The sequence below is a fragment of the Paenibacillus sp. GCM10028914 genome (assembly GCF_042666275.1).
Classification (GTDB): domain Bacteria; phylum Bacillota; class Bacilli; order Paenibacillales; family Paenibacillaceae; genus Paenibacillus_AQ.
In genome coordinates this window covers 107,974-121,843 of sequence record NZ_JBHTFO010000016.1, presented here as the reverse complement: position 1 = coordinate 121,843, position 13,870 = coordinate 107,974, and the positions used below count along the sequence as shown (strand labels likewise).

General features: G+C 44.0%; 11 protein-coding genes. 4 read left to right on the top strand and 7 right to left on the bottom strand.

Going from position 1 to position 13,870, the window contains the following annotated elements:
* Positions 1–17: 17 nt before the first annotated feature.
* Genes ACFQV5_RS16140 through ACFQV5_RS16130 form a run of 3 tightly spaced genes read right to left on the bottom strand, consistent with a single transcriptional unit; the run spans position 18 to position 2,914 of the window.
* Positions 18–791: a hypothetical protein gene (locus ACFQV5_RS16140; RefSeq protein ID WP_379248383.1), complete on the bottom strand. Its 774-nt coding sequence runs from the start codon at positions 789–791 to the stop codon at positions 18–20.
* Positions 792–815: 24 nt separating this feature from the next.
* Positions 816–2,213 (bottom strand): sensor histidine kinase, encoded by a 1,398-nt coding sequence (locus tag ACFQV5_RS16135; RefSeq protein ID WP_379248382.1) that lies wholly within the window; start codon positions 2,211–2,213, stop codon positions 816–818.
* Positions 2,213–2,914 carry a response regulator transcription factor gene (locus ACFQV5_RS16130; RefSeq protein ID WP_379248381.1) on the bottom strand — a complete coding sequence of 234 codons (702 nt, stop codon included), beginning with the start codon at positions 2,912–2,914 and terminating at the stop codon, positions 2,213–2,215. The genes ACFQV5_RS16135 and ACFQV5_RS16130 overlap by 1 nt, the downstream gene beginning before the upstream one ends.
* Positions 2,915–3,450: 536 nt before the next feature.
* Here ACFQV5_RS16130 and ACFQV5_RS16125 point away from each other — a divergent pair.
* Positions 3,451–5,922 (top strand): UvrD-helicase domain-containing protein, encoded by a 2,472-nt coding sequence (locus tag ACFQV5_RS16125; protein WP_379248380.1) that lies wholly within the window; start codon positions 3,451–3,453, stop codon positions 5,920–5,922.
* 114 nt (positions 5,923–6,036) lie between these two features.
* Here ACFQV5_RS16125 and ACFQV5_RS16120 read toward each other — a convergent pair whose 3' ends face one another.
* Both ACFQV5_RS16120 and ACFQV5_RS16115 read right to left on the bottom strand, forming a co-directional pair.
* Positions 6,037–6,303, bottom strand: coding sequence for a hypothetical protein (locus tag ACFQV5_RS16120; RefSeq protein WP_379248379.1), 267 nt, complete (start codon positions 6,301–6,303; stop codon positions 6,037–6,039).
* 31 nt (positions 6,304–6,334) lie between these two features.
* Positions 6,335–7,687 (bottom strand): Tle-like phospholipase domain-containing protein, encoded by a 1,353-nt coding sequence (locus ACFQV5_RS16115; RefSeq protein ID WP_379248378.1) that lies wholly within the window; start codon positions 7,685–7,687, stop codon positions 6,335–6,337.
* A gap of 159 nt (positions 7,688–7,846) precedes the next feature.
* Here ACFQV5_RS16115 and ACFQV5_RS16110 point away from each other — a divergent pair, with 159 nt between their 5' ends.
* The gene (locus tag ACFQV5_RS16110; protein ID WP_379248377.1) at positions 7,847–8,095 is read left to right on the top strand and encodes a hypothetical protein; all 249 of its coding nucleotides are present in this window, start codon (positions 7,847–7,849) and stop codon (positions 8,093–8,095) included.
* 190 nt (positions 8,096–8,285) lie between these two features.
* A complete protein-coding gene (locus tag ACFQV5_RS16105) occupies positions 8,286–9,818 on the top strand; it encodes an MDR family MFS transporter (RefSeq protein WP_379248376.1) in 1,533 nt (510 codons plus the stop codon).
* Between the two features lie 73 nt (positions 9,819–9,891).
* Here the strand turns inward: ACFQV5_RS16105 and ACFQV5_RS16100 are convergent, their stop codons facing one another.
* Positions 9,892–10,731, bottom strand: coding sequence for an aldo/keto reductase (locus ACFQV5_RS16100; RefSeq protein ID WP_379248375.1), 840 nt, complete (start codon positions 10,729–10,731; stop codon positions 9,892–9,894).
* A gap of 261 nt (positions 10,732–10,992) precedes the next feature.
* Between ACFQV5_RS16100 and ACFQV5_RS16095 the strand changes: the two genes are divergently transcribed.
* Positions 10,993–11,970 carry a ring-cleaving dioxygenase gene (locus ACFQV5_RS16095; RefSeq protein WP_379248374.1) on the top strand — a complete coding sequence of 326 codons (978 nt, stop codon included), beginning with the start codon at positions 10,993–10,995 and terminating at the stop codon, positions 11,968–11,970.
* A gap of 522 nt (positions 11,971–12,492) precedes the next feature.
* On the opposite strand, the gene ACFQV5_RS16090 is transcribed toward ACFQV5_RS16095, so the two are convergent.
* Positions 12,493–13,662 carry an acyltransferase gene (locus tag ACFQV5_RS16090; RefSeq protein ID WP_379248373.1) on the bottom strand — a complete coding sequence of 390 codons (1,170 nt, stop codon included), beginning with the start codon at positions 13,660–13,662 and terminating at the stop codon, positions 12,493–12,495.
* Positions 13,663–13,870 lie beyond the last annotated feature (208 nt).

Below are 13,870 nucleotides of genomic sequence, written 5' to 3'. Positions count from 1 at the left end.
TTATGTATTAATCTGTACTATCCGTTTCCATGCAGGCGCTTGGTTTGACATAACTGCTGCATGAAGGCAATTTGAATAGCCCCCAGGACCAATGCGCAGATTGGTATTGCAACAATGACAGCGAATGGACTCCAGAATCGATGTACTAGTAAGCTAATCACACCTGAGATTATCATCATGGCAATGATGATGCCCGAAGTATTAAAGCTTGATGCTTGGAAATAGCGTCTGCTCTGACGAAATGCTGCGTCCACGTTCAATTGATCGACGACAATACAGTGCTCCAAGTAGATGAAAATGATCCGCAAGATCACGAAGATAACGAGGGAAAGAAAGATCCCGATGATACCCAGAAACGCTGCCAACAATGTGGTCATTGCCGTCTTGGCTGCTGTTATGATCATAAACAAGAAAATAAAACGCACCCAATATTTCTTGCCATCTTTCAAAAATTGTCCCACTGAAATAGGTTTGCCCTCCACAATATGACGCAGTGAGGCAATATAGCCGCCTTGGGCGAAAGCCATCAATAACAGTACAAAGATTACCGGAATCCAGGCTCTTACCGATACTGTATCCCCCATAAACTGCATTTGGTTAACAAACTGCGGTATGTTGCTCACATAACTTACAGATGGAATCCCCATCTCAAGAATAAGACGTACAGAGAAGGATGGTGAACCAATAAATCCAACAATCATGAGTCCTATGGAAAATGATAGCGCATCCAAAACAATCGGATAAATGAGTATTAGCGGGTTTTTAAACAGCATGCGGAATATTTTTTTCATGATCAAGACAACCTTTCGTCACAGCTAATAATTCGAATATTGGCTTACCAACATTTCACTTTTTGGCAGACGAGCTTCCGGAATATCAATTCGAAACATCGATCCACAACCAAGCTTACTTTCCGCTTGAATGGTTCCTCCGTGGGCCTCAATAAGTGCTTTAGCAATACTTAGCCCAACTCCTATTCCGCCGGTATCTCTTGATCGAGCTTTATCTGCCCGATAAAACCGATTGAAGATAAGCGGTAAATCCTGCTCAGATATCCCAATGCCATTATCCCTGCAATAAATCATGATCACATCCTTGTGATCAATCGTGACACCAACATCAATGGTTCCGCCTACTGGCGTATACTTGATTGCATTGGAGATTATGTTCGTCATAATCTGGACGAAACGGTCCGGGTCCACTTTCACGGGACAAGGAATATAAACGGTATGTAGGTTGAAGGTTATATCCTTGGCTTTAGCCAGAAAAATTAAGTTCTCGTATACATCCTTAACCAAGTTCCGTATATCAATAAATTCTGTATCTAGCTGGAATTTGGCACCTTCTGCTTCTGATAGCTTTTCCACATCATTTACAAGGCGGCACAGACGATCGATCTCTGCATAAATGCGGTTTAAATTTTCTTCGTTTGCTGGATAAATGCCGTCGATAAGCGCTTCCATTCTGGATAACATCGAAGTTAGCGGCGTACGAAGCTCATGCGTTAGATCCTGCATCGATTGCTTACGCCAGTGTTCTTGACTATTCAAGTCCCTTACGAGCTTGTTCATAGAAGCAATGAGCTGTTTCAATTCCTCTGTGCCAATCTCCGGAATTAACGTTTCCCTATGCCCGCCTGCAATATGCTTTGCCTGTAGGGTGCTTAATCGAAGCGGTTTGGACAATCGCATGGCCAGAAGATAACAGATAGCAATGGCTAAACACAGAAGAAGGATTGCAGCTCCACCGCTACCCTCTAATATAGAGAATGAAAAGAAGGACAGCGTCGGAAGATTATAGTCATCACTTAAGTCCACTATAGTATCCAAAACCCCCATTAACTGACCATCAATATAGATCGGGCTGCTTGCGATAAAAGGCTTCAACAATTTCTGAGCGTCCGGCCACGAATCATATAGCACAGTCTCATGGTCGGGAGCATAATAACGTAAATTCATCGAATAAACATTCACGACCTGTTTCAGCCAATCTTCCATCTCTTCCGACAGCTCGCCAGGTTCAAGTTGCGTTCGTAAAGAGAAGGCAATCTTCTGTGACTGATCTTTTGCATAGTTCATCTTGTAGTCTTCTAAAGAACGATCCATGGTGAACTTAAGTAGCAAATATGCCACAGACAAGAAGAACATGAAAGTCACGATAAGAGTCATAAAAAGAACATAATGTGTCTGTCCGAACCTGTGTTTTAGTCCCATCAGTAGTCCTCATCCGGATGAAATGTGAATTTATAACCCGCACCTATTTTGGTAACAATATACACCGGATTTTTATGATCCTCTTCAATCTTCTTGCGGATATTCTTAATATGGGTGTCTGTCGTTCTTCCATCACCAATATCGCGATAACCTTGAACTTCATAAGACAAATCTTGACGACTATATAGCTTGTTAGGCCTTTTGAGCAAGACACTGAGCAGCTTGAATTCCGTAACCGTTAAATTAACGAGCTTACCATTAAGATAGACCTCTTTCGATTCAAAATTAATGAGAAGCCTGCCTTTGTTGAATCTCATTATCGTCCGGTTATTAACAGAGAGCATATTCATTCTACGCTCTAATGCCTGAATACGAGCGATGACCTCTTTCATACGGAAAGGCTTGGTGATATAGTCATCCGCACCCAAATTAAGGCCATTAATTGTATCGATTTCACGAGCCTTAGAGGTAATCATAATAATTGGTATACTGGAAGACTGTCTTACCTTTCGACACACCTCTTCCCCAGGTATGCCATGGATCATCAGATCCAGAATTAACAAATCAATTTTAAAATTATGAATTTTTTGCAGGGCATCATTACCATCCTCTGAGGTGTAAACCGTCCACCCTTCATTCATAAGGTATGATTGTAGGATGTTGCAGATGGATTCATCATCTTCAACAATTAGAATGTTCATGATATATCCCCTCCCCTTCTCCCATAATTTCAGTATACCTAATTATCCATTTTATTCTATCACCTAACATCGTCACCGCAAATAAGAAGAATATATAGAAAGAAGCATATTTGTTAAATAAAGGTCTAATTCTCCCTACGTATCCGTACATTGGGTATACTCACTTCTTATTTCTTGCTTTCTTTTTCTTTCAATATAGCAACATATTTTTCTACCATTTTACGCAAAAATGTGACTACATCGTTCTTGCCATTTCAGTTTAATAAACTCTGCGGTTTTACCATCTATAATATGGGCTTTGTAATAGAAAGTACGAAGGAATCATTACTTACCATTGTATTTAATAATAGATATACTTTATGGAAAACTCGCAGTCTCCCGCTGGATATATCAGATGAATTGATTAGATATAATCTCTCTTTAAACATCTGTCAGGTGTCCCGCACTCCTCTCGCGCAAGCATTTCCTTTGCCACGCTGACGGTTATCCGGTAAACTGGGTAGGCATTATTATTTCAGTAACGATTGGTGAGTTATATGACATCCATACCTTTTTATAAACGACCTTTTGGAAGTAAGCGTAAAGATCTGCCCTTTGCAAGCCTGGCCTCCTCCCAGAGCAGCCGAGAGCTGGTAAATGATCACGCCTCAGATGCTGCCTTTTTCCGCGGTCTTGAGGCACAGGGTTTATACCTCAACCGATCACAGATCGAGGCGGTAAGACACCGCGAGGGGCCTCTATTAACCTTGGCTGGAGCTGGCTCTGGCAAAACATCTGTCCTTGTTAGCCGCACTGGTTATCTGATGTCTGTACTCAAGGCAGACCCGTCCTCTATCCTGCTTGTGACCTTCTCATCGAAGGCTGCAGCTGAGATGAAGGAGCGGATTATGAATTTGCCAGAGCTTGATCCCAGAGAAACTACCAAAGTGACGGCCAGAACATTCCATTCTTTTTTTCTATACTTGCTCAGGACTCGTGGATTTCGCCAAGAAATATTAAGTAATTCAAGGCATCAGCAATTTATAATTAAACGAATCCTGCGAGAAATGGGGCTGCAGGACGGATATGAAGCGGAGACGCTGCTCTCACTCTGGTCCGCCTACCGCATGAATATGATCGGCCTTGATGAGTTGCCGGGCAAGACGCCAGCAGAAATCGAGCAAAGACAGATTTTCGCTCGCTATGAAGCGTGGAAGGAAGAGAACGGACAGATGGATTTTGACGATATTCTCGTCCTATCTTTCCGGTTGCTGACTTCAGACTCTCGGCTGCTCTCGTCCCTCCAACGGCGATATCGTTATGTCATGGTTGATGAGTTCCAGGATACGGGTCTACTCCCTTATGAACTGCTGAAAATGATCGTGCAGCCTCATAAGAACCTCATGGTAGTCGGCGATGACGACCAGACGATCTATAGTTTTAACGGAGCACGTAACGAATTTATTCTGGAGTTCGATCAGACGTATCCCGGTGCCAAGGTCGTAACATTAGACGTTAATTATCGCTCCTTCTCGAGTATCGTAGGCCTCGGTAACGAAATCATTCGCGAGAACAAGCGCAGACGGACAAAGAAGCTTCAGTCCACACGCAAGAGTGAAAGTGTTCCATTGTATCTTCGCCCCGGCGATCCTGATGAAGAGGCTGAGCTGATTCTAAAGCATATTTCAGAAGCAGTAAGCACAGGCGTTAGAGGTTATAGTGATTATGCCATTCTATACCGCACGTCGAACAACAGCCGGGCCGTGTTTGAGCAGCTAGTCATGAAGGAAATCCCGTTTATTCACTATGAACAAGGTGATCTGTTCTATGAGCAGTGGGTGGTTAAGCCTGTAATGGACTATCTTCGACTATCCCTCAATCGTCGAGACTTCAAGTCAATGGAAGGCATTCTTAACACCTTGTACATTAACCGGGATAAAGGTATGGCCTTTATTCATGAAAAGGACGCACCTCGTCCCAAAAAAGGCCCCCTCTCCCATCTGATCTCTTATCCGGGACTTAAAGATTTTCAGGTGGAGCAGATTCGGGAGCGTTCCAAGTTAATTAAAACCTTGAAAGGCATGGAGCCTGTAGATGCTATCCGCGAAATCAGGCTCCGCTTCTATGACAAATTCCTCGAGGCTGATGGCGGGCACGATATAACGATGCATAAGGAATTCATCCAGGAAGGTCTGGACGAGCTGGAGGCATCAGCCAAGCGGTTTAAAGACGTGCCTTCATTTATCAGCTTCGTAGATCGGCTTATTGAGATTCATAAGGAAATGGCGGTACGCAAAAAAGACGACTCTGCCGACGCAGTAAAGCTGATGACGATTCATAAAGCAAAGGGGCTGGAGTTTCCAGCTGTATGCTTGATTGGAGCTTCGGAAGGGATTCTGCCACACACCTCCTCCCTAGAAGCAGAGCATATGGATGATACCCACCCGCTTACCTCCAAGCAGGATAAAAGCGGCGCCGCACTTGAAGAGGAGCGGCGACTTGCGTATGTGGCTGTGACAAGAGCCAGGGACGAGTTGATCATCAGTTCTCCTGCCTTCTACCGAGGACGAAAGGTTGAGGTGTCTCGCTTCCTTCAAAGCGTATTCCACATTGAAAGTGCGAAACCAGCTGCCAAAGAGCGCAGAGATAGATTGACTGGCTCAGGCAGCGAGTGGAAACGAGCAGGGAATACAGAGCGTCTCCATGGATCTTCTGCATTCAGCCGTCAAAGTTCAGCGATTGGTAGAAGCTCGACCAGCGCTGCATCAGGGCAATCCGGCAAGCGCTCCAGCAGGGAAAGCCTTCGTGTATCCGTTAAGCCTGCTACAGGGAACATTCATAAAGAAGAAGTAAAACCTGTACGTACCGAATCGATCCAGGCATGGCTCTGTACGGGGTCAGGATGCCGAGGTTGGCAGCGAACAGACTCAAGAGCTACTAGAAGCAACTCACACAAAGCATGTCCTTTATGCGGGTCGCCCATGAAGATCGGCTTAAAGGAGGCACCTGTCCCTGCTGGAAGAAGGTAAGAAGAATACGGAGAGTCACAAATTTGTAATTAAGCAAAGAACCGCGCTGTATGTCTTTTATGACGAGCTGCGGTTCTTTTTCATTTCATTTATTATTCATAGCGATTATCGTATTTAGTTTCTGTCAGCTTCCAGCATTCTGCTTATGTAAGCTTCTAGTTCCCGAATACGCTGCTCAAGCTCCGCTATTTTTGACGAAGCTCCCTGCAAGAACCGTTCCATCTTCATACGGAGCTCCTCAGCAGATTTGCCTTTCCAATCCTGCAGGCGGGCGTTTATGCCTTTTACTGTAGTGACCTGCTGCAGCAATCTCTGCCGAAGCTGTTCACACTGATGGATAGCTCTTCTTAAATCATCAACTTGTACTGAAATCCGACTCATTTGCAATCAACTCCCCGCCCGCTTCTTATTATTACGATTCATCAGCCAGAATAAAGTCTTGTGCCTTCCGGTCGATATAGTCCGCAATTTCCAGCATCATCGCTTCGTACCACTGCTGAATACCGTGCAGGCTTGTGCTTGTGTTCTCAGCAATAGGCGTCAGGGAACGACTCTCACTGGTACGGATATTCGTTTCAATGAATTGAACCGTGTTTCGACTTTCACTAGAAAAGACTTGGGCGCTTTGACGCATTTCTCTCGCAGCTGCAATTAACTCCTCCGGTGTTAACTGAATCATGCCATGAGCTCCGCCGCCTCCAGCTTCAGACCCTCCTCTGGACAAGAACGCTCGTAACCCCGCACCACTGACTTGCATCAATTTTGCCATAGCCGCCATTGCTGCGGCATATGCTGTTGCACGAGGGGATCCGTCCAATGTTTCTCCAGTCAAGCGGTCAACAAGAGGGCCCTTCAGATTTCCATTCTCATCAAATTTATATTGAGATGGTGAATGATAATTGGTATTACCGTTCAGAACCGAGTCATAAAACCGCTGAATGTCGCCGATATAGTATTTTCCCGTATCAATTTCCAGATTGTAATAAGGCAAAGACACACCCAATACGCTGCCACGGAGCGGAATGGGGATGTTCAATATCTGATCGTATTTTGCATTAGCCGTTGCAAAGTCACTCTCCAAATAATAGGTTGATCCGATATGCCTGTCATACTCGCTCAGGCCACCTGCGCCAACCGAATCACTGGGATGAACGTAATTGATGATCTGATCGTCAAAATCACCATTCTCCACCTTGGCCGCCAGCTCATCCGACAGTGAATTCAGTGTGCTTGGCGCGCTGTAGGTTACTGCTGGAAGATCTTGACGAGCGGCAACATACTGTGCAAGTCCCCCTCCCAAGGAGTGCCCCGTTAAAGAAATATCTGCATCTGGATATGCATCTTTGACCGCATCATACAGTTCTTCCGCTTGATGAAACTGATTGTTTTCGTATTGTATTTTATCGCTAGCCAGCTTGAGCGGCCCATCATTCCAAAGCGTCTTCCAAGGCTGATCCAGACTACTCTCTAAATCCTTCGGCCTACCGCCAACAACATCCACGACATCCGTATAAATATCTTTTCCTTTCGCCAGATTCATCCCGCCCGCTTCAGTACCCCGATATGCGATAATGACCTGGTCTGTCGTTTCGTTGCGCAGCACCAAGGCATCGAAGCCGGAAGCACGATGCAACTTTGCACCATCAGGCTCTACGACGCTCCACCCATCCAATCCATCCTCGGTAAGTTTTCCTGGAGGAACATCATTGTAAGCAATTTGGGAGGCTTTATTATATAATTTATCCGATATATATTTGTCGCCCATAATTCCACCCTTTTTACCATAGTAATGAATCATTATTATCTATTATAATATTAATGGTAAACATTGGAATACAAAGGAGAGAAAATGGGAAAAAGGTCTTTATTTACATATGTACTACTTGTCGGAATGATCCTGTTAATTTTAGGAGGCTGTAATCGGATGACGGACCAGGAAAAACAGACCGTACAACTGTCACAGGAAGCTGCCGCAAAGTATTTTGATGAGAAATACGGGGTTGAAGTCGAGTTTACGAAGCACACCATTTCGCCACCTGACCTCGCGCATACAATCGGATTAAATGGGCATATAAAAGATAAAGAAGAAGAAAAGATCTTTATCCTTGTTAATTATGACGACTATACGATTGAAGCCGCGACTGTGCCAGAAGGCCTATCTTCAAAAAAATAATGCTGTTTCTCCTACTTTCGAACGATCTGTAAATTTGTCTCTACGCCAGTTCCCTGTACTTATCAAACAGGTTTCTGGCTTTTTTAGTGTTCCCTCTCACTTCCCCCTTGCCTTTGATGCTTATATTTAGCTAAAATATAACGACCGTTATATATAAATAAATACATAGAAAAAGGAGCCGTAACACTTTATGAATGTTCAAAAAAGTAACATTAAGCTTGTGGTAGCTGGCCTGCTCCTCGGTATTCTTATGTCGGCTATGGATAACACAATTGTGGCTACAGCCATGTACACGATCGTAGAAGACCTTGGTGGTTTTAATCAAATTGTGTGGGTTACCTCAGCTTATATGGTTGCCGTTATGGCAGGTACTCCGATTTTCGGTAAGCTATCTGACATGTATGGCCGCAAAAGATTTTTTATTTTCGGGCTCGTCGTTTTCTTGGCTGGTTCCATGCTATGTGGTATGGCTCAGAATATGACGCAACTCATTATGTTCCGAGCTATCCAGGGAATCGGTGGCGGTGCGCTAATGCCAATCGCGTTTACCATTGTTTTTGACCTATTTCCACCAGAGAAACGCGGAAAAATGACAGGCCTTCTCGGCGCCGTGTTCGGCACTTCCAGCATCCTCGGACCGATGCTTGGTGCGTTTATTACAGACAGCATTGGCTGGGAATGGGTATTCTACGTCAATGTGCCGATCGGGATTATTTCCTTCATTCTTATCGTTACATCCTATAGGGAAACACTTTCTCATGCCAAGCAGAAAATTGACTGGACTGGAGCGATCACGCTGGTTGGTGCCATCATCTGTCTCATGTTCGCTCTAGAGCTTGGCGGCCAGGAGTATGGTGGAACAGTGTACGCTTGGGATTCCCCGCAAATTCTTGGTTTGTTCGCCGGATTTCTTGTCTTGCTTATCGTGTTCCTCTATACAGAGACCAAAGCGGCCGAACCGATTATTTCGTTTAAAATGTTCCAGAAACGCCTCTTCGCATCAAGTAACGTAATTGCGCTATGCTATGGTGCAGGTTTTATTGTTGCTACCGTCTATATTCCGATATTTGTATCAGGTGTATATGGAGGAAGTGCTACCAATTCCGGACTCATATTGATGCCAATGATGATCGGGAGCGTGTTCGGAAGTCAGCTCGGCGGAATTTTGACAACCAAAACAACGTTCCGCAATATTATGACCATCTCTGCAATCTGCTTCATTGCCGGAATCTTCAGTTTAAGCACGCTGTCCCCCGAGACTTCCAGAACGATGCTTACTCTATTCATGATTCTCACAGGATTCGGAGTCGGCTTCTCCTTCTCGGTGCTCAGCATGGCTTCGATTCATAACTTCGATGCCCGTCAGCGCGGAGCAGCCACATCGACCAACTCCTTCCTGCGCTCACTTGGAATGACGGTCGGAATTACGATATTCGGTATTATCCAGCGTAACGTGTTCACCGATAAGCTGGCAGCCGGGATGACAGGAGGAAACATGCCTTCTGGCGTATCGTTTGATACGGATGCAGCCATGTCATCGGATGTTTTAGACAAAATGCCTCCCGCCATACGCGAACATGCCATAAACTCGCTGGCTGACTCGATCTCACAAGCCTTTTTGTGGGCGCTTGTTCCAGCTGTGCTAGCCTTTATCTTCGTGCTTATGATGGGCAATGAACGGGTTGTTGTAAAACCAAAAGCCCCTAAACAAACCGCTAATTAATAAAGATAATTAAAAAAAAGGCAAGATCCTCGGCCATATAGGCTAATGGATCTTGCCTTTCTCTTTGAAACATTTAGAACAGGACTTCGTCCGGATTCGAGCCAAAGCGTCTATTCTCATTCAACTCATCAATGGCTGCCATATCCTCAGCCGACAGCTCAAAGTCGAAAATATTAGCATTCTCGCGGATACGATGCTCTTTGACAGATTTGGGAATGACAATGACGCCATTCTGAATATCCCAGCGAAGCACAATTTGCGCTACCGATTTGCCGTACTTCTCCGCGATCTTAGCAAGAACCGGTTGGTCTAAGTTACCCTGCATGAGCGGGCTCCAAGCTTCTAGCACAATATTGTGTTCACGTGCGTACTGAAGCAGTTCCTTCTGAGAATTCAGTGGATGCAATTCCACCTGATTCACTACCGGAACCACGCCAGTATCTTCGATAATGTCGCGCAGATGGCGAATCTGGAAGTTGCTGACGCCGATTGAGCGCACAAGCCCTTCTTTTTGCAGATGAATCAGTGCCTTCCATGTTTCTTTATATTTATCTTTACCGGGCCAATGAATAAGGTACAGATCAATTACGTCCAACCCTAGCTTTTTACGGCTTGTTTCAAACGCCTTGAGTGTTGTTTCATACCCTTGGTCCTCATTCCATACCTTCGTTGTAATAAACAGCTCTTCTCGAGGCACACCGCATTCGCGGATCGCTTGTCCGACACCCTGCTCATTGCCATATACAGCTGCCGTGTCAACACTGCGATAGCCCGCAGCAATAGCCGACTTCACGGATTGAATGACTTCTTCGCCTTCTTTCGTCTTGTAAACACCAAGCCCGAGCCAAGGCATCTTTATACCATCATGTAACGTTGGTCCATCAGTAAAAGCTTGATTAACTGGATTAGTCATACGAATCCCTCCTAAGTGATATAGACTATATACGGTTCTTGAAGCCGTATGTATAGTATATCAATTCCCTCTTTCCCCCTCAAATGCCAGAAACTCACCTTAACGAATGAGAAAACCAATTTATTTTGCTAAAGATTTGACGAGACGATCATGTCGTGTTATTATTATCTTAACTTAAAGATATTTAATATAAAGTTAATCATTTACCTAGATACCTATGTCTCAATTAACCATTAACCAAAGAATATGGAGGAATATCAAATGAATCATTTAAAAGGAATACACCACGTTACAGCAATCACCAGCAGCGCAGAGAAGAACTATGAGTTCTTCACCTATGTTCTCGGTATGAGATTGGTCAAGAAAACCGTAAACCAAGATGACATTCAGACATACCACTTGTTTTTCGCGGATGATAAAGGTAGTGCTGGAACAGACATGACGTTCTTTGACTTCCCAGGCATACCTAAGGGGATTCACGGAACCGATGAGATCTCCAAGACTTCATTCCGTGTACCAAGTGATGCAGCGCTTGATTATTGGGTAAAACGATTTGACCGCCTGAATGTGAAGCATAATGGAATTAGAGAGATGTTTGGGAAAAAGACGCTATTCTTCGTTGATTTCGATGACCAGCATTATCAACTTATCTCGGATGAGCACAATGAAGGTGTAGCTTCCGGAACACCTTGGCAGAATGGTCCCGTGCCATTAGAATATGCGATTACCGGACTCGGACCTGTCTTCGTGCGGGTGTCTAACTTCGATCATATGAAAGAGATTTTGGAAAAGGTTCTATTGTTTAAAGAGATTGCTAAAGAAGGTTCCCTCCATCTGTTCGAGGTAGGTGAAGGAGGTAACGGGGCACAAGTTATCGTTGAGCATAATGTTATTCTGCCTCGGGCCCGTCAAGGCTATGGTACAGTTCACCATGCTGCCTTCCGTGTAGAAGACCGTTCCGTGCTCGAAGAATGGATCGATCGTCTTGACAGCTTCCAGCTTCGCAACTCCGGACATGTAGACCGCCACTTCTTCGAATCACTCTATGCTAGAGTAGCTCCACAAATATTGTTCGAGTTCGCTACCGATGGACCAGGATTCATGGGAGATGAACCTTACGAGACACTTGGTGAAAAATTATCCCTGCCTCCATTCCTCGAACCACAGCGGGAGAAAATTGAGAGCCTGGTCCGTCCGATTGATACCGTGCGCAGCACGAAAACTATCGTGAAAGAGTAAGCTCTCATCACTCAATACCTATACAATCAAGCAGGGTCTGTGCCAACAGTAGATAATTCTATGTACGGATGGCCTCAGCTTTAAGAAAAAGACATTCTATTGACAAAAGAACCAGCCATGAGTGGTTATACTTGGCTGGTTCTTTCTCTTTGCTTGCTTATTGTCGCCTGCCTTAACCAATTGTGGGTAAGACAAAGCAGCCACCCGACCTCCAGACTCACTTCGGATAAATTGCGAAGTAAGAAATGACGAGAGTCTCGATTTTTCTTTATCAAGGGCTGGGGCGAAAGTCTGGACGCTTCCGACCCGCAATCCACCTGAATATGATGGTTCTCACGAACGGATTTTGTTTGTTCCAAAGGAAAGCTAGCATCGGAAGCATAAGCTTTGCCCCCGAATTTCCTCCCTTACTAGAATAATTCCAAGAAATTTGGGGGCAACAGCGATGGTAGGAACGATTCGTACGTGGAGCGTCTTGCCACATAAAAAAAGACAAAGCCCCTCTAGATCTAATGTTCCGACCTATCTAGATACTCCTCCTTCAGATACGACGCGTGTTTTCCGCTTCGCAGGAGCAACTTTACCAAATATAATCCAGGACATCGGCACCCAGCGTACGATCAAAGATACCACAATCCAGGATGCCACGAATGCAAACAAGAATCCACCTAAATACCACAGATGAATAAACGGTGAGAAACCCGTTTCTGGCGGATATTTTCGATAGATTAACAAAAATAACGGATGTATAAGATAAATACCAAACGATAGCTCTCCTAATCTTGTCATAAATCTCGTGAGCCACGGCCATGCGTGACGGAGCAAAATATGAGCGATCTGTATACCCACAAGCCCTGCCGTAATCGTCTGTATATTCCATAGAAAGTGATACAATAAAGAATCGTACTTCACGCCATTCAAACGAGCGTTATGATTAATATACACATGACTGATCGATGCGAACAGCCATATCATCCACAATACAACCCAACTTGTGAGACGGGATGCCGTCACATGTTCCTTTTGGATCTGAAACCATACCTTCAACTTGGGATAATAGATTCCTAGAAAAGCCCCAAGCATAAAATAAGACATATAATGAAATGCCCAGCTGGCAGGTCTATCTGTAAATAAGTAATATTTATTCAGAATCATAAACGCATATTGCATAACAAAACCTACGGGTATAGCCCATTTTGCAAAATACGGCTTTCGCTTGAACAGCCACAGAAATAACGGAAATATCAAATAAAATTGAACACTAATAAATATAAAGTACAAATGCGTGTAGGCTTTGCCTGTGAATAGTTTAACTATAAACTTCTCCATCGTTTCTTCCAGTGAACGATCCGGATAATACATAAAATGCAATATGAAAAAGTAAAGCACCGAGAACAGAACATACGGAACCAAGATATATTGCAAACGTTTCTTATAAAAGTTACCGATCAGCTTTTTGTCCAGCGGGCGAGAATAATAACTATAAAACAACACAAAGCTGCTCAAAAACAAAAAGACCGGTGTACCAATCCTCATAAAAATATTAATAAAATTGTATGCTAAATAAAAATTAGATTCCTTCATTGCAATCGTCGCGAATGACGTAGCATGCACTGATAGAACACCGATAATCGCTATAGCTCTAACCAACTGGATTTCTGACAGCTTCCCTCTAACGCTTTCCTTGCCCATTAATATGTTGTTCCTCCCAATTCCTATACCTATATGTGATTGAACTGGCAAAAATTAACCCTTCAAATAATTTATTATATTTCATATCAATAATATGTGCTATAACTATTTATCTTTTAGTCCTTACATAATCTATTGTCATGCAACTCTCTTTACGAATGGTTGCATGCAAAAAGGCCCATCCCTCCTCGGCGTGCAAGTTGGAATG

What these genes read in the sequence shown, in the direction of transcription:
- ACFQV5_RS16090 (WP_379248373.1), bottom strand. Translation starts at nt 13,662, where the DNA reads ATGGGCAAGGAAAGCGTTAGAGGGAAGCTGTCAGAAATCCAGTTGGTT.
- ACFQV5_RS16110 (WP_379248377.1), top strand. Translation starts at nt 7,847, where the DNA reads ATGACGGACCAGGAAAAACAGACCGTACAACTGTCACAGGAAGCTGCC.
- ACFQV5_RS16125 (WP_379248380.1), top strand. Translation starts at nt 3,451, where the DNA reads ATGACATCCATACCTTTTTATAAACGACCTTTTGGAAGTAAGCGTAAA.
- ACFQV5_RS16120 (WP_379248379.1), bottom strand. Translation starts at nt 6,303, where the DNA reads ATGAGTCGGATTTCAGTACAAGTTGATGATTTAAGAAGAGCTATCCAT.
- ACFQV5_RS16095 (WP_379248374.1), top strand. Translation starts at nt 10,993, where the DNA reads ATGAATCATTTAAAAGGAATACACCACGTTACAGCAATCACCAGCAGC.
- ACFQV5_RS16105 (WP_379248376.1), top strand. Translation starts at nt 8,286, where the DNA reads ATGAATGTTCAAAAAAGTAACATTAAGCTTGTGGTAGCTGGCCTGCTC.
- ACFQV5_RS16135 (WP_379248382.1), bottom strand. Translation starts at nt 2,213, where the DNA reads ATGGGACTAAAACACAGGTTCGGACAGACACATTATGTTCTTTTTATG.
- ACFQV5_RS16115 (WP_379248378.1), bottom strand. Translation starts at nt 7,687, where the DNA reads ATGGGCGACAAATATATATCGGATAAATTATATAATAAAGCCTCCCAA.
- ACFQV5_RS16130 (WP_379248381.1), bottom strand. Translation starts at nt 2,914, where the DNA reads ATGAACATTCTAATTGTTGAAGATGATGAATCCATCTGCAACATCCTA.
- ACFQV5_RS16140 (WP_379248383.1), bottom strand. Translation starts at nt 791, where the DNA reads ATGAAAAAAATATTCCGCATGCTGTTTAAAAACCCGCTAATACTCATT.
- ACFQV5_RS16100 (WP_379248375.1), bottom strand. Translation starts at nt 10,731, where the DNA reads ATGACTAATCCAGTTAATCAAGCTTTTACTGATGGACCAACGTTACAT.